The following is a 14,888-nucleotide window of genomic DNA, read 5'->3' on the forward strand; positions in this document are numbered from 1 at the left end:
TGACAGGCATTAATTTTTTCTACAGTTCAAATTCCAGGATTTCCCATAACATGAAACTGAAAATCCACTTTACTATTTTGTAATAACCAACCCGGTCCTTCCATTGAAATTATAAACCGTTTCCCAGCCCGGGCCTTCTACATATTTAGCCTTCATTTTCTGGTGTAGTGCCGTCGGCTGTTTCACTCCGTTTACAACCAGTTCTTCACTGTTCAGTTTATACGAAAGATCCGTTTTGCTCTTTATCACACCTTCTTTTATCAAATCTTCAATAAGCCCGCTCTGCATTTTCTCATAAACCACTCTGGACTTATCTGCTTCTTTTCTTAAAACATCAGCCTGCTTTCTGGCTTCATCAGCAACTTTTCTGTTATCATCTGCTTTCAAACGAAGAACATCAGCTTCTTCTCTTAATTTTTCCGCAGCTGCTCTTTGTTTATCAGCGTCAAGTCGGTTTGCCTCACCCGATTTTCTGGCTTCGTCCGCCTGCTTTCTACTTGCATCGGCTAACAGACGGGACTTGTCTGCCTCCGCGCGCATTTTATCAGCAGATTCTCTCATTTTTTCGGCCTCTTTTCTATGTACATCGGCTTCCTTTCTTAACACATCCGCCTGAGCTCTGGATTTTTCTGCCTCTTCGTGTGCCTTTTTTATGTCCAGCATAATCTCATCAATTTCACCTTTATGAGATGCAATCTTATCTTCCGAAATTTGCTGTCCATCTATTTTGAGCGAAGTAATTTTCCCGTTGACATTTTCGATTTGATAACGTTTGTCATTTTTTGTTGTCTCAATCGAGCTGCTCCCCGATTCAATATGAACACGGCTCTGATGATTCTTAGGCAAAGTATCTTCCTTTGTAACCGGAAGTAAAGTGGATTTGGGCCTGCTAACTTCTAAAACTCTTTCCAGCTTCGGTTTAAGCAATTCAAGATCCTTTTTTACGGCCGGCGAAAACGCGGCAGTCATCAAAGTGGCAGTAATTAAACTGGCTGTTACAAATATTTTTTCCATGGCGTTTAACGGTTTATTATGTTTATAGATAATGCGTTTTATTCTATCGAGCAGGAAATTTCGCTTTCCTGGAAATGCCATAGCAAGCGACTGATCGGATAATTTATATTCCTGAAATGACACCAGTGCCTCAACAAAGGAAGTCCTGTTTTCCATGACCGATATCGCCAGGTCATCGCAGCAATGTTCTCTTTCTTCCTTGATCAAAGCTGAAATCCAAAGTACGGCGGGGTTGAAAAAGAATACATTTTCGCAAAAATTCTGGATCAGATTTATCGCATAATCCCTGCGTTTGATATGGGCAAGTTCGTGCAGTAAAATAGCTTCGATCTGTGTAGCTGGCAGATGGGTAAAAAAGCTGACTGGAACGAAAATCACCGGTTTTAAAATCCCTGCTACCATTGGCACCAAAACCTTTTCAGATTCGAGCAACTGTATGTTTGTATGAATATTAAGTTTGCCTGCCAATTCTTTTATCAACGCCGTCCAAACCTGATTTGGAATTACATTTTGCCTGCGTTTGAGTTGATTGATATATAAAAGTCCTCCCAGCGCTTTCAGTGATTTTAAACTAAAAATCAATAGCCAGATTGCTACCAAAATTGTTGCGTTTTCTTTCAGGAACTGATCTGAAAATCGCTCAATATTTTCCAGATTTGTTATTTTCCTAAGCGCATTAAATGATGTTTCCAGTAAAGGCTGCGACGGTTTGACTGTTCTAAAAGTGATAACAGAGGAAGCTGATTTAACCTTCTTTTGCTGATCAAATGCCGTATAAAATGTAAAGAAGGCAGCTACTACAAATGCTAAAAGAGACAGCGACAAAAGATTGTAGCGCAACGCCGGTTTTGACTTTTTGGTACTCGTTAAAATAATTCCTGTAACCACCGCAAGAATTAATCCCTGCCAAACAGAATGCAGCAAAGTGCGGCAAATGGACTGAATAATTACTGAAATAAATCCGGAATCCAAAACGAAAAATTTCATGGCTAATAAGTTAAAAATTTGAATTTCAGTAGTTAATCCAATTTTTTCAGAAAATCCCTTATTTCCTGTAAGTCCTCCTGCGAAGAATTTTTGTTACCAAAAAGCTGCATGACAAGGCTGCTTGCCGAGCCTTTGTACATCGTATCCACAAATTTTTTCAGCAATACTTTTTTAGTCTTGTCTTCTTCCTCGGCCGGACTATATATATGTTTCATACTGGTTTCGTCCCGTTTTACAATGCCCTTTTCAGCCATGATCTGCATAAGCTTCAAAGTGGAAGAATATTGAACAGACCGTTTCTCTTCATTTAATTTGTCATTAACAAAACGGACTGTCGACGGTCCGTGCTGCCACAACACTTGCAATATTTCTAATTCCGATTTTGTTGGCTCCATAAAAACAGTTATTTCCTTATCACAATTCAAAGGTAGGAAATTTTTCGTACGAACAAATGTTTAGGTATTATTTTTTAAAATTTATTTCAAAAAACAAAAAAAGCCGCTTTAATAGCGGCTTTCAATTGTGATTAACAAATCGGATTATTTCAATAAAAACGGCCCATATATTTATTTTCAACAATGGCCTTTTTCATCTTTTTGGCATCAATCGGCCCTTGTTTTGCATAAACAATTTTTCCGCCAGGTTCCACCAAAATGGTATAAGGCAATGCCCCTTGCCAGTTTGGATCTATTGACTCAATTAATTTGTATTTGTCTTCAATATTAAAGATGTAATTTTTGTTTGAGGCCCGCTTTCCCTGAAGAAATTTCAAGGCCTTTTCCTTTTTGTCAGGATTATCCGCACTTACTGAAACAAACTCAAAATCGCGGTTACGATACATATGCTGCATCTGCATAAAATCAGGGAATTCCGTTACGCAGGGGCCGCACCAGGTAGCCCACACATTAATAAGCCTGAGTTTGTCGGTTTTATTTGAAATAAGTTCTTTTAATCCCGATTCATCAATAGTTTCAATACTTACCGGTTCCTTTGTCCAGGCCGCTTCCTCGTCCTGCACACCATGCTCTTTTGTAATCCACTTCATAGAACATCCAAAAGTTTTGGTTGTTGGTACGCTAACCGGCTTATTACTTACCAATTCCAGAATTGCATTATACGCATCTTTACTTTTTGGCGTTCCGGTAGGTTTCTCCACATCATCGATTCTGCCGTTGTATTGGAGCTTACGATCTTTATCAAAAATAAAAATATGTGGCGTCGCAACCGGTCCGTAGGCCAACGCCGTCACCTGATCGTCCCCATCATACAGATAGGGGAAATTATAACCTTTATCCGTTGCCCTTAATTTCATCTCATCAAAGGTGTCACTCATATCCGTGTAACCAAGTTCGTCCAGTCTAATAGCTTTCGGATCATTGGAAGAAATGACAACCACTGCTACTTTCTGAGACTTAAAATCAGAAGATAAAGCCTTTATCCTATCCTCGTAAGCCTGAGCTGTCGGGCAATGATTACACGAAAACACAACCGCAAGTACAGGCGATGCGTCAAAACTTTTCAAAGAATAAAATTTTCCGTCCACACCTTTTAAATGAAAATCAGGCGCAGAAGAACCTATCGGCAGTGTTTTAGCCCCCTGTGCCACTGAAATATTTGACAGCAACAAAATGAATGCTGCAACGTGAAGGTATATACGCATAAAGCCAGAATTTTAGTTAGATACAATTACAACAGTAAACACCTTAAATTAAAGTATTTACTGCTATAATTATATTAAAATTCTAACTTTTTATCTGGCTTTCAAAGTCTCTTCCGGCCATTTAACCGGCTCCGGATCTGATTCTAAAAAAGGTTCTGTAACGAGAGCGTTATTTTTATTAATCCAGTTACACCAAACCTTTCCGTTGTACTTCCTGGGTGCGGTTTTTATTCCCCAACCAGTACTTCCACCTTCTGTTATTTCTGTTTGATATTCTTCAATTTGCATTAACTGGCCGCTGCCTCTCTTTTTTACCTAATCGTCTTTTATGTACTTAGGATTAAACATTATGCTGTTAGCGTTTTAAGAAAAAATATCATACCAGTAACGGTAGATTTTTCTGGTTTTTAAAATTAATTCTAAGAATTTATTTAACGCAAGGCTTCAATGTGTAGCAATATGAAGGAAAAAAAATTTTTATACCAAATGAAGTAATTACGAAGTATTTTCATAATTTGAATCAAAAAATACAATTAATATTACATATTGGTAATATTAATTCTACATTTTTCTTTGTTTTTTAGATTTCCTGTTTTACTTTTACAACACTTATTTTACAAGTGTAGAGGAGGGTTAAAATGAGCAAAAAGGCCTTGATATTATCAAGGCTTTTTATTTTTCCATACGCTCCTTTCCACGCTGGTCAGGTGATAATTTGTGGTCTAAAAACGAAAAAAGTGGACCATATGCCCACTTTGTATGCTTGATATTTACTGCTAAATTTTATTTTACCACCGGAATTGCCCAAAATAAGCTAACCTGGATTACACTGCTTTTAAAGTTCGGATCAATATTATTACCTGAAAAATCCCCAACCTTGGACAAACCCGCTATATAACGGGCACCTATGCCAAGTCCTATTGGCGACTGATAACCTAAACCCGCTGCTGCTGCCAGATCAAGATTTTTTGCAAAGTGGTCAAAAGTCTGGTCAGGAATATCTTCGCTTGTCCGGAATGAAAATTGCGGGCCAGCCTCAATATAAAATCCACCGGTAGTTCTTAACTTGAACATCACCGGAACTCCGACATAATTAGTCTTATATTTTACACCATCCAGATTACCATTATTAAGCTTTGCTCCTTGTGTTGAAAAAAGTACTTCTGGCTGAATAGCAAAATGTTGTCCTATCCCAAATTGCAAAATTCCACCCAAATGGAAACCTACAAGCGCATCGGATTCAATATTTCCTCCTGTGTAATTGCTGACATTGACTCCGACTTTCGGACCGAAACTAAAAGATTGCGCAAAGGTAAATGTACTTACAGCACAAAGCATCATCAGTGTTAACGATAATTTTTTCATGTGGTTTTTAATTAAAAAGTGTAAAAAATAATGGTTTTGTGACTACACCAGAAAAAAATTATGCCAACACAAAAAATGGATGCAGGTCAAGGAAAAATCCTTTATCCCTACATCCATTTTTTATTGTTCAATCCCGTTTCCCGGATAATCTATTCTACAAATTTCTTAAAAACACTTGTGGCAATATGTCCACCAAAACCAAAAGTGTTGCTCATCGCATAATTAACCGTTCTTTTCTGCGCCTCGCCCAAAGTCAGATTGAATTTCCCTTCCAGTTCTGGTTCAATTTGAACAGTATTAATCGTTGGCGGAACGATATCATGGATTGTCGCCATGATACAGGCAATGGCTTCAACAGCTCCGGCACCTCCAAGCAAATGACCTGTCATAGACTTGGTTGCGCTAATGTTCATCCCCGAATTAAAACCAAAAACTCTCTCAACCGATTTTAATTCGCTTGCATCACCCATCGGCGTCGAAGTAGCGTGAACGTTAAGATAATCAATTTCATGTGGCTGCAAATTCGCTTCCGCAAGTGCTTCCAGAATTCCAAGATAGGCCCCCTCGCCTTCCGGATGAGTACCGGTCAGGTGATACGCATCGGCAGCCATTCCTCCGCCAACTACTTCGCCAAGAATTGGCGCGTTACGTTTAATCGCATGCTCGTAGCTTTCCAAAACCAGTGCTCCTGCGCCTTCGCCCATAACAAAACCATCTCTGTTTATATCAAACGGGCGGGAAGCTTTCGCAGGATCTTCGTTATAAGTTGATAAAGCTTTTGACGCATTAAATCCACCGATCGAAGTCTCATTAATCGGTGCCTCCGAACCTCCGGTAATGATCATGTCGGCTTTTCCCCAACGGATATAATTGAAAGCGTCAATAATGGCCGTATTGGAACTTGCACATGCCGAAACCGTCGTAAAATTCGGGCCTCGCAAGCCGTATTTAATAGAAATGACACCGGAAGCAATATCCACAATCATTTTTGGAATAAAATAAGGATTGAAACGCGGCGTTCCATTTCCTTTGGCAAATTCTGATACCTGTTCCTGAAAAGTCTGAATACCACCATTACCGCTTCCCCAGATCACACCAATACGATTTCTGTTCAGTGTTTCAAAATTGATATTTGCATTTTTAACTGCTTCTTCAACGGCTATTAATGCATATTGGGTAAAAGGATCATATTTTCTGGCTTCATTTCTTTCAAAAAAATCCTGGGCATTAATGCCTTTAAGCTCACAGGCAAATTTTGTTTTAAAATGCGTTGTATCAAATTTCGTAATATTCGCTGAACCGCTAACACCGTTTATTAATGATTTCCAAAAATCATCCACGTTGTTTCCGATTGGTGTTAAAGCCCCAAGGCCCGTAATTACCACCCGGTTTAATTCTTTATTAATCTTCATTTTTGGCCTCGATTGATTAAAATATTAGCTTCCTGGTTAGTTTTACAATTTCAAAAGGCGAAATTAAAATTTGTTTGCACTAATACCTCTTAAATATTCCTGATAAAATAAAAAACAAATTTACCGAACGATCGGTAAAATAAAAATTATTTGATATTTTTCTTTTAAGGTAACCCCAGAAGCTGAGGGATAGATGCAATACTGGTCTTGAAAATATTGTTATCATTCATAGCTCTTGAAAGTACGAGCGAGCCTTGAATATTGATAATAGCCTGCATTGCTTTTGCCGTTGCAACGCTTTCAGTCATACCATTTTCAATTGCAACTTTTGTAAATGCATTGCTTATTATCGTAAAACAACTTGCGATGGATACTTGAAAATATGGAGTTTCCGAGCAGGCAGATAACATTCTGAGCGAACAATTTCTGGCTCCGTCTTCAAATAAACTACTGATAGCCAATAACGCTTTTTCAAGCCGCTCTTCAACAGGGATATTTTCCTGTTCAATTACGAACTGAAAATTATCTAAAAACCACTGCTCCACATTTTTTAAAACATGCGCAGCCATATCTCTTTTACCACCTGGGAAACGGTGATAAAGACTGGCTTTTTTTAATCCCGTAGCTTGCGACAACAACTCCATAGAAGCACCGTCATAACCGAAACGCGTGAAAACTTCGGTTAACTTTCGGTCTACATCTTCCGGAAAAACTTTTGTGACTGGCATAATTATTCCTTTTACCGATTGTTCGGTAAAATTAAATAAATTTTATTCTACAATCCAGCGGTTCACAGTATTGTACTTTCCTTCCAAAACGATTTTATAAAATTTCGAAGGCATTTTTGATATATCCAGATCAGCCTTTTCATTGGCAGCAGGTATTTCATCCATCAAAAAATAGAGATCTCTTTCCCCCCTTTCAAAATGATTCGTCGTCGTCAGCCAGATTTTTACGGTTCCATCTTTATCAGCGGACTTCCACGAGACATTTATTTTACCAGATTCCTTTTTGGCAGCCGGATTTAGAATAGAAATTTTTCCAGTTAATGAAACACCATCGATTTCAAAAGCTTGTTCTTTTGGAAAATTTACATCCATATGACGGGCAATGGTTGGCATGATATCCACAATACCCGGATTCGATTTAAAATTAGAATTCAGATCACTGGCATTGGTAACGATCCAGGTGCTGCGTTCACGGTCAGATTGTCCCCCATGTCCTTTTCCGGTTTTAGGATCCCGGCCATGATCTGTTGTGATCACGATCAGCCAATCTTCTCCGAAATTTTTCTCACGATATTTTATTGCTTCCCACAAACGTCCCATCTGGTTATCCATCATTTTAATCGCTTCGTGAAACTGGTTGCTGTCGCCATACCTGTGGCCCATATCGTCAGTATATTCCAGATAAACCCATGACAAATCCGGTGCATTGTTTTTTATAGTTTTTGCGGCCTCATCCACTACTTTTTCATCAATCTGATGCATATACGCTTTTAGCTTGTCATGTGGAAAGTGAATGGTATCAAGCTCAAATCCGTCAAAAGTAAAATCAGTTCTTAGTTTATCAGTTTGCGGCAAACCATTACCAACAAGCTTTGTTCTATTGTCAAGCCAGGAAGAAAAAACTGCGCTGCGTTTGTTCGGAAACTGCTCTTTGAAAAACCTGAAAATAGTCCAGTAATTATAATTCGGATCTTTAATATCATTATCCCAGACATTATGTTTATTGACCCAGGTACCTGTCAGCAAGCTGTTATATCCTACTGCGGAGATTGTCGGTGTTTGCGAGTAGGCGTTTTTATCCCCGCCGACATGCGCATGTGTGTAACCTCCGGCTTTTGAAATTGCATCAAGATTTGGTCTCGGGATACTTTCCAGCGCATCTGCCGAGATTCCGTCAACAATAACAAAAACCGTTTTTTTTACCTTGGATTGAGCGGAAACTGAAAAATTTTGAAAAGTTATTAGGAGCGAAAAAACACCAATGTATATTGACCTCATGTTAGATTTTGAAGATTAAATTTAGGACATCAGCCGAAATTAATCAATAAAATAACAGCGTAAAAAATCCCGGCATGAAATACAATTAATTTTATGATAACATAACAAACGGGGAAACTTATACGCACCAACCGGTAACATATAAATTTCCCCGTTTTACTTTTCACCTGCCTGAGTTCAAAAAAATCTGCACACAGTTTATTTTATTCTTATGGCTAAATCTTAGTATTAAACTTCAAAAATCAATTGCTCATCACGATCCGAAATCGGGATTTTTCTAATAAAATTATCGTAACCTTCCTCTCCGCCATGATCACTATATACACCATAAGTATCCAGGCTGTAACCGGTTAAGCCATCATTGGCTTCAATTATAAATAGAATAGACGAATCAGCAGGATCTGATTCTCCCTCAAAACGATAGGTTTTAATAATGGTTAAATCTTGCGGATTATAACTTTTTCCCTTTCCGGCTGTAAAACCACCCTCTGTCCATCTGAACTCATTATCAAGTTTTTTCAAACGTAATTTTTCCAAAACATGGGAAAGCGTAGCCATTTCTGTAATCCTTGGGGAAGAATCCGGCTCGTTGGTGGTTATGTTATTTTCCATAATGCTGTTTGGTAAGGATGTCGTAGATTATTAACTTGATTTCATCTTGTGTATCATGTATACTTCAAATATTATGCCATGATAGGTAAGGAATGATCTTCTAAATTAATTCGGAATTCAATTTGTAAATTAGCCATATGAAAATCCTTATAATTGAAGATGAAAAGGAGCTTGCACATAATATTTCCGCTTATTTATCGGATGAAAATTATTTGTGCGAATTTGCCGAAACCTTTCAACAGGCTTTGGAAAAAATTGAGGTATATAACTATGACTGCATTTTGCTCGACCTGATGCTTCCTGGTGGCGACGGTTTGAAAATTCTGGAAGAACTGAAAAAGCAAGATAAACAAGATGGCGTTATTATTATTTCTGCCAAGGATTCTTTAAAAGATAAAATTGCCGGATTACAAATTGGTGCGGATGATTATCTTGCTAAACCGTTTCATTTATCAGAATTGGCAGCTCGAATTTATTCTGTTATAAGAAGAAAACAATTTGGCAATTCAAACATCATAAAACTGCACGAACTTCAAATTGATTTACTGGCAAAAACAATTCTGGTCCACAATGAGCCTGTGATTCTGACAAAAAAAGAATTTGATCTGCTTTTGCTTTTTATAGGCAACAAAAACCGGGTAATTTCCAAAAGTGCTTTGGCGGAACATTTATCCGGAGATATAGCTGATATGCTTGACAACCATGATTTTGTATACGCTCATATCAAAAATATGAAAAAGAAACTTGTGGACGCCGGATACCAGAATTACCTCAAAACAATCTATGGAACGGGCTACAAATGGGAAGCATGAATAAACTTTTAAACCGGCCTCTGAAAGCATTTACACTTTACGCATTGCTTGTGCTGGCCTGTAGTATCCCGGTTTATTATTTCATCGTGGATTACATCTGGCGAAATGAACTGGATGAATATAACGAAATTGTAAGAAACAGAATTGAGTCCGGACTGAATAAACTGAGCCTTGACAAAGAAGAATGGGCGCAAACAATTGCCCTCTGGAACAAAACGCAACCGGGTACGAAAATAGAAAAATCTCTATTTCAAGAAAGTCGCTCAGACAGTATTTATACGATCATCCGTCAGAAACAAAGTGCAAATGACGAAGATCTGGAACGGTTTCGTGGATTATCCTCCTACATAAAAGTGCAGGGAGAACTTTACCACCTTACTATCGAAATTAATGTCGAAGAAGCTCATGAAACCGTTTTTGCCATAGCGGCTGTAACTGTGTTATTTTTCATTATTCTTTTGGCCGGTTTTGTTATTCTGAACAGAAGAATTGCCACTCAAATCTGGAAGCCATTTCATTCGACTCTAGACAGGTTAAAATCATTTGATCTAAATAGCCAAAACAACATTAATCTGGAAAAATCTGATATACAGGAATTTGAGCAGCTCAATCAGGCATTGTACCAATTAATTGCAAAGAATATTTCTGTCTTTCGCCAACAAAAAGAATTTACTGAAAATGCTTCTCATGAACTGCAGACACCACTTGCGGTTTTGAAATCGAAAATTGATTTACTGATGCAAAACGAGTCGCTTACAGAAAGCCAGTCTGAACTTATTGCCTCTTTGAACATACCTCTTTCAAGGGTTTCCCGAATCAATAAAAATCTGTTATTGCTGGCTAAAATTGAGAATCAACAGTTCTCCGAAGGTGAACTGGTAAACATGAGTGAGCTTGTGAACCAAAATCTTGATTTTCTGGAAGAGCATTTGAGAGCCAGGAATAATACGGTAGAAATGGAAATCTGTGAGCATTGTTATATAACAGCCAACAGAAGTCTCGTGGAAATTATGCTTGTTAATTTACTTCTCAATGCAATTCGACACAATTATGAAAACGGCGCCATCAGAATAGAATTAACAGATAAAAGTCTGACAATAAGCAATACTGGCACTGAGCCATTGATTTCTGAAACTTTGTTTAAGCGATTTATCACTTCTTCCACCAGTACACCAAGCAGCGGATTGGGCCTTGCTATCGTGCAGGAGATTGCACACCGATACGACTGGAAGGTCGATTACCACTTTATCAATAATTTTCACCAGTTTTCAGTACTATTTTAAATCCCGACTTAATTTGGGATAAAAAATAAAGTTTTAACCATTAGAAAATTTAATGGATTACCTAATTACAATTGGGAAAAGAATTCCTGAACTTATGATCCATTTTCAGGCAAAGTCAGGATCAGGTATTTAAAGATTGCTACTCTTCGAAATCCCTGGCTGCGAAGAATTATATTGTACACTCGAAAAACTTCTATCTTCCTGAACCTTGTTGCTGACAGGTTTTTTAAAAGCAAGTGCTATGATCATAACCATAGTCAATAGTGAGATAATAAAAACCCTATCTCCGTATTGTTCAATTCTCTTGTATATATTTTTCAATATAAAATAACGTTATCGTGGTGGTATAATTCTGCATTATGAACAAATATAGATTTATTTTTTGTAATTAAACAAATCACCTATCAAAAATATTCAATTTCAAACCAAATACAGAATTATATAGTTTCTTGGGCAGCATGAGTAACCCGTGCAAATCTTAATCATTATTTTATATGCATTCCTTTCATGGTGGCATTACTTTTATAGTAAAAAACGTTAAATCATTTCCACGTAACCGTAACATCCATTAACAAAAACTTGTAGAAAATGGAAATTAGCTATGAAAAAATTCTACACCGTCCGATGGGCGGTAAATTGAAAGTAATTGTATTTGCAAATGTAAGCCCGGATGGTTGCGACTGGTCTTACCGCGTTGAAAGTTATGAACTGGATGGCTGGGTAGATCCCATTATCCGGGCAAAAAGCCAGGGCAGAGAAGAAAATTACGTAGATTATGTAACTCCCGAAGAAGCCTTTGAAGTTCAGCAGGAGTTTTGGAAAAGTTTAAAGCCTAAGCTTATAAAAAATGAGGAAGCATGACTAAATTGCCCGACTAATCTCGTTTTTTGCTTTGTACCAAATTTCTTAATAAACCGGCAACATGAGCTATTTTGATATTTTTCGCATAGATTATGAAGATCTGAAAATGATAGCAGACCATCCCGAATCAATCATTACCAGAATTATTGAAAGTGATTCGGGCTATATCGGCGAAATTGCGCTTTTAGGCGAATATCCCGGGAGAGCGAGCAATATCCTTTTTTTCCATGAAGATGAATTTAAAACTGAAAAGGAAGCTTCAAACGATTTGAAGCAGATCATTGAAACAGTTACAAAAGCTTCCGAAAGTACAAGAAACAGTGAAGCGTTGAGGAAAAGTAATCTGTCAGAATAGTTTTCTTTTTTGTTAAATTAGAGAAAATTATCCCTTCACGATCGTTACCATATGGAAAAAACATTCAGTATTTTTATTCTGGACCCGGAAAAAGGTATACTTCCCAAACCAATCGATGTTCAGAACGAAGTGGGAAAGTGGTACAAAGAATTTCTATCCGAACGCCATGCAGAAAAAGTAATTGAAAGATTGATGAATGAGTACGATTACAATGGATCTCAATATGTAATTCTTGGAGTTTACAGCAAGGAGTAATTTTTAATCCGATTCCACATGGTTGGATCTTTCATTACATTGGCCGATTGAATATGGAGATTCAAGCGCAACCTTAGTGGGAAAATAAGATGTAGTCCAAAGTGAAAATTATATAGACAATGCTAAAAGATTTGCAATATGGCAATATAAAACTTGACAAATAATACCGAATGGTATAAATTTGCAAAAAGAAAATAAATATGTCAAAAGCTGAAAAAACGAAAGCATTCATCATTGAGAAAACTGCACCTATTTTTAATAGAAAGGGTTATGCCGGAACTTCAATCAACGATATGACCGATGCAACCGGACTTACAAAGGGAAGTATTTACGGAAATTTTTCAAATAAAGACGAAGTGGCATTAGCCGCATTTGACTATAACCTCCAAAAAATCAGCACTATTTTTGCGACAGAAATGAGTCAGCAGGATACCGCCAAGGGGCAATTGCTGGTCTTCGTTCATGTCTATATGAATTTTTTATCTCACCCGTTCCCATCCGGAGGCTGTCCTATTTTAAATACGGCAGTTGAGGCAGACGATACACATCCGGAATTAAAGAAAAAGGTTGTTTTGGGAATTATCAACTGGAAAAATAGAATTACGAATGTGATCGAAAAGGGAATTGAACAGAAAGAATTTTCGTCTACCACTGATCCTGAACAGATTGCGCTGACGATCATTGCTACTATTGAAGGCGGAGTAATGATCACGCAGGCAACAGGAAAACTGAATTATTTGAAACTGATCATGAAATCAGTGGAAAAACTTATCAATGGACTTGGTATTGAAAACTAAAAAAAGCTGAACATGCCAGTTTCATATGGCATATTCAGCTTTCACTTTTAATATCTGGTATGCCTTAAACTGTAATTTTTATCATTTGAGCCTGTTTTTGCGCTTTTAAAGATAATTCCGTAGCCAGGAAACAATGTTCCTGAGACATGGCAGTTTCGGTCCGGTTGAGCACGTCGTCTACCAATTGTTTTCCGTAGGGCAAAGGCTCTTTACTACAATCTATATACTGCGTTTCTTTTTGATTAACAAGGAATAAATGGTTTCCGCCCTCACGTCCTGCAATATCAACATTTTTTCGAATTTCGATATAACCTTCTGTCCCTAAGATTGTTAAGCGGCCATCACCCCAACTTTTCAGTCCATCCGGCGTAAACCAATCAACACGGATATAACCTGTGCCGCCATTTCCACGGATCATACAATCTCCAAAATCCTCAAATTTCGGGTATTGCGGATGACTCACATTTCCAACCTGCGAGGCCACAACCTCTGCCTTGTTGGATCCTGTAAAAAACAAAAACTGGTCAAACTGGTGTGAAGCAATATCACAGATAACTCCTCCATAGCGCTTTGCATCAAAAAACCAGTCGGGACGTGAGCTGGCCGACATCCGGTGTGGGCCCAAACCAATCGTTTGAATTACTTTTCCTATCGCCCCGGATTTAACCAGTTCACCCGCTTTCACGGTAGCACGGTTTTCAAGTCTCTCACTGAACATAATAGAATAAATTCTACCTGTTTCCTTCTGCACTTTTCTAACCTGGGCCAATTGTTCCAGAGAAGTAATGCCAGGTTTGTCGGCCATATAATCCTTTCCGGCCTTCATTACCCGAATCCCGATAGGTGCGCGCTCATCAGGAATAGCAGAACTTAAAACAAGCTGTATCGATTTATCGTCAAGAATTTCTTTTTCACTTGCAGCAAGTTTCGCTTCCGGAAAACGTTTTGCAAAGGCTGCGGTAAGATCTGCTTCTTTGGCATAATACGCAACCAACTGTCCTCCTCCTCTGGTCACAGCTTCAACCTGACTATAAATATGACCATGATTCATACCGATAACGGCAAATTTTATACGACCAGGCTCTACTGCAAAATCATTATTTTTGTCTTCTTCAATATTTTTTTTGCCAGCAGCCGAAGCATTCATAGCCTCGCCAGGAAGCGCTGACATCATAACAAGACCAGCTGCGGTACTCATCGTATTGCGTATAAATTGGCGACGATTATCTTCTGTTTTTTTCATCTTTTTAAATTTAAGGACTAAGCTCCTGCTCAGGTTTGTTCACTTTTAATTGAAGACTTCATTCTGGCTTACCTACCCTTAAGTGCCATTTCCATTAATAATACTGACATATTGAAAGGAATCTCCTAACATATTGAAATATTTACAGGCTCATTTATGATTACTTACAGATTACTGTCGTTAGAAATTGCAAAAGACCGCAAATAATCTGAAATTGCGCCCCCAA

The 14,888-nt window shown here is 38.0% G+C and carries 16 protein-coding genes; 6 read left to right on the plus strand and 10 right to left on the minus strand.

Features of this window, described 5'->3' with window-relative positions; translation table 11 throughout:
* Nucleotides 1-72 precede the first annotated feature (72 nt).
* The 9 genes from FDK13_RS21110 to FDK13_RS21150 form a co-directional block, all read right to left on the minus strand.
* Complete coding sequence (locus FDK13_RS21110; RefSeq protein WP_137342002.1) at nt 73-2,001, minus strand: M56 family metallopeptidase; 1,929 nt, start codon at nt 1,999-2,001, stop codon at nt 73-75.
* Nucleotides 2,002-2,033: 32 nt separating this feature from the next.
* The gene (locus FDK13_RS21115) at nt 2,034-2,396 is read right to left on the minus strand and encodes a BlaI/MecI/CopY family transcriptional regulator (RefSeq protein ID WP_137342003.1); all 363 of its coding nucleotides are present in this window, start codon (nt 2,394-2,396) and stop codon (nt 2,034-2,036) included.
* 149 nt (nt 2,397-2,545) lie between these two features.
* Nucleotides 2,546-3,661, minus strand: coding sequence for a redoxin domain-containing protein (locus tag FDK13_RS21120; RefSeq protein ID WP_137342004.1), 1,116 nt, complete (start codon nt 3,659-3,661; stop codon nt 2,546-2,548).
* Nucleotides 3,662-3,751: 90 nt separating this feature from the next.
* Nucleotides 3,752-3,949 carry a hypothetical protein gene (locus tag FDK13_RS21125; RefSeq protein WP_137342005.1) on the minus strand — a complete coding sequence of 66 codons (198 nt, stop codon included), beginning with the start codon at nt 3,947-3,949 and terminating at the stop codon, nt 3,752-3,754.
* A gap of 495 nt (nt 3,950-4,444) precedes the next feature.
* Nucleotides 4,445-5,026: a porin family protein gene (locus FDK13_RS21130; RefSeq protein WP_137342006.1), complete on the minus strand. Its 582-nt coding sequence runs from the start codon at nt 5,024-5,026 to the stop codon at nt 4,445-4,447.
* A gap of 149 nt (nt 5,027-5,175) precedes the next feature.
* Nucleotides 5,176-6,438: a beta-ketoacyl-ACP synthase II gene (gene fabF / locus FDK13_RS21135; protein ID WP_137342007.1), complete on the minus strand. Its 1,263-nt coding sequence runs from the start codon at nt 6,436-6,438 to the stop codon at nt 5,176-5,178.
* 164 nt (nt 6,439-6,602) lie between these two features.
* Nucleotides 6,603-7,166 carry a TetR/AcrR family transcriptional regulator gene (locus tag FDK13_RS21140; RefSeq protein ID WP_137342008.1) on the minus strand — a complete coding sequence of 188 codons (564 nt, stop codon included), beginning with the start codon at nt 7,164-7,166 and terminating at the stop codon, nt 6,603-6,605.
* Between the two features lie 42 nt (nt 7,167-7,208).
* Nucleotides 7,209-8,444 (minus strand): alkaline phosphatase family protein, encoded by a 1,236-nt coding sequence (locus FDK13_RS21145; RefSeq protein WP_137342009.1) that lies wholly within the window; start codon nt 8,442-8,444, stop codon nt 7,209-7,211.
* A gap of 228 nt (nt 8,445-8,672) precedes the next feature.
* Nucleotides 8,673-9,056 (minus strand): hypothetical protein, encoded by a 384-nt coding sequence (locus tag FDK13_RS21150; protein ID WP_137342010.1) that lies wholly within the window; start codon nt 9,054-9,056, stop codon nt 8,673-8,675.
* Between the two features lie 137 nt (nt 9,057-9,193).
* Here FDK13_RS21150 and FDK13_RS21155 point away from each other — a divergent pair, with 137 nt between their 5' ends.
* From FDK13_RS21155 to FDK13_RS21180, 6 genes are all read left to right on the plus strand, one after another.
* Nucleotides 9,194-9,868, plus strand: coding sequence for a response regulator transcription factor (locus FDK13_RS21155; protein WP_137342011.1), 675 nt, complete (start codon nt 9,194-9,196; stop codon nt 9,866-9,868).
* Nucleotides 9,865-11,151 carry a sensor histidine kinase gene (locus tag FDK13_RS21160; protein ID WP_170982868.1) on the plus strand — a complete coding sequence of 429 codons (1,287 nt, stop codon included), beginning with the start codon at nt 9,865-9,867 and terminating at the stop codon, nt 11,149-11,151. Before FDK13_RS21155 ends, FDK13_RS21160 begins: the two co-directional genes overlap by 4 nt.
* A 588-nt stretch (nt 11,152-11,739) precedes the next feature.
* Complete coding sequence (locus FDK13_RS21165) at nt 11,740-12,012, plus strand: hypothetical protein (protein WP_137342013.1); 273 nt, start codon at nt 11,740-11,742, stop codon at nt 12,010-12,012.
* A 61-nt stretch (nt 12,013-12,073) separates the two neighbouring features.
* Complete coding sequence (locus tag FDK13_RS21170; protein WP_137342014.1) at nt 12,074-12,367, plus strand: hypothetical protein; 294 nt, start codon at nt 12,074-12,076, stop codon at nt 12,365-12,367.
* Between the two features lie 51 nt (nt 12,368-12,418).
* Nucleotides 12,419-12,622 (plus strand): hypothetical protein, encoded by a 204-nt coding sequence (locus FDK13_RS21175; protein ID WP_137342015.1) that lies wholly within the window; start codon nt 12,419-12,421, stop codon nt 12,620-12,622.
* Nucleotides 12,623-12,822: 200 nt separating this feature from the next.
* Nucleotides 12,823-13,419 (plus strand): TetR/AcrR family transcriptional regulator, encoded by a 597-nt coding sequence (locus FDK13_RS21180; protein WP_137342016.1) that lies wholly within the window; start codon nt 12,823-12,825, stop codon nt 13,417-13,419.
* A 64-nt stretch (nt 13,420-13,483) separates the two neighbouring features.
* Here the strand turns inward: FDK13_RS21180 and FDK13_RS21185 are convergent, their stop codons facing one another.
* A complete protein-coding gene (locus tag FDK13_RS21185; RefSeq protein WP_137342017.1) occupies nt 13,484-14,662 on the minus strand; it encodes a Gfo/Idh/MocA family protein in 1,179 nt (392 codons plus the stop codon).
* Between the last annotated feature and the right edge of the window lie 226 nt (nt 14,663-14,888).

The organism is Dyadobacter frigoris (assembly GCF_005280585.1).
GTDB lineage: Bacteria > Bacteroidota > Bacteroidia > Cytophagales > Spirosomataceae > Dyadobacter > Dyadobacter frigoris.

Excerpts from the sequence above, each read along its gene's own strand:
- FDK13_RS21110 (WP_137342002.1), bottom strand. The coding sequence starts at position 2,001 with ATGAAATTTTTCGTTTTGGATTCCGGATTTATTTCAGTAATTATTCAG.
- FDK13_RS21130 (WP_137342006.1), bottom strand. The coding sequence starts at position 5,026 with ATGAAAAAATTATCGTTAACACTGATGATGCTTTGTGCTGTAAGTACA.
- FDK13_RS21185 (WP_137342017.1), bottom strand. The coding sequence starts at position 14,662 with ATGAAAAAAACAGAAGATAATCGTCGCCAATTTATACGCAATACGATG.
- FDK13_RS21115 (WP_137342003.1), bottom strand. The coding sequence starts at position 2,396 with ATGGAGCCAACAAAATCGGAATTAGAAATATTGCAAGTGTTGTGGCAG.
- FDK13_RS21160 (WP_170982868.1), top strand. The coding sequence starts at position 9,865 with ATGAATAAACTTTTAAACCGGCCTCTGAAAGCATTTACACTTTACGCA.
- FDK13_RS21145 (WP_137342009.1), bottom strand. The coding sequence starts at position 8,444 with ATGAGGTCAATATACATTGGTGTTTTTTCGCTCCTAATAACTTTTCAA.
- FDK13_RS21175 (WP_137342015.1), top strand. The coding sequence starts at position 12,419 with ATGGAAAAAACATTCAGTATTTTTATTCTGGACCCGGAAAAAGGTATA.
- FDK13_RS21165 (WP_137342013.1), top strand. The coding sequence starts at position 11,740 with ATGGAAATTAGCTATGAAAAAATTCTACACCGTCCGATGGGCGGTAAA.
- FDK13_RS21120 (WP_137342004.1), bottom strand. The coding sequence starts at position 3,661 with ATGCGTATATACCTTCACGTTGCAGCATTCATTTTGTTGCTGTCAAAT.
- fabF (WP_137342007.1), bottom strand. The coding sequence starts at position 6,438 with ATGAAGATTAATAAAGAATTAAACCGGGTGGTAATTACGGGCCTTGGG.
- FDK13_RS21150 (WP_137342010.1), bottom strand. The coding sequence starts at position 9,056 with ATGGAAAATAACATAACCACCAACGAGCCGGATTCTTCCCCAAGGATT.
- FDK13_RS21180 (WP_137342016.1), top strand. The coding sequence starts at position 12,823 with ATGTCAAAAGCTGAAAAAACGAAAGCATTCATCATTGAGAAAACTGCA.
- FDK13_RS21125 (WP_137342005.1), bottom strand. The coding sequence starts at position 3,949 with ATGCAAATTGAAGAATATCAAACAGAAATAACAGAAGGTGGAAGTACT.
- FDK13_RS21140 (WP_137342008.1), bottom strand. The coding sequence starts at position 7,166 with ATGCCAGTCACAAAAGTTTTTCCGGAAGATGTAGACCGAAAGTTAACC.
- FDK13_RS21170 (WP_137342014.1), top strand. The coding sequence starts at position 12,074 with ATGAGCTATTTTGATATTTTTCGCATAGATTATGAAGATCTGAAAATG.
- FDK13_RS21155 (WP_137342011.1), top strand. The coding sequence starts at position 9,194 with ATGAAAATCCTTATAATTGAAGATGAAAAGGAGCTTGCACATAATATT.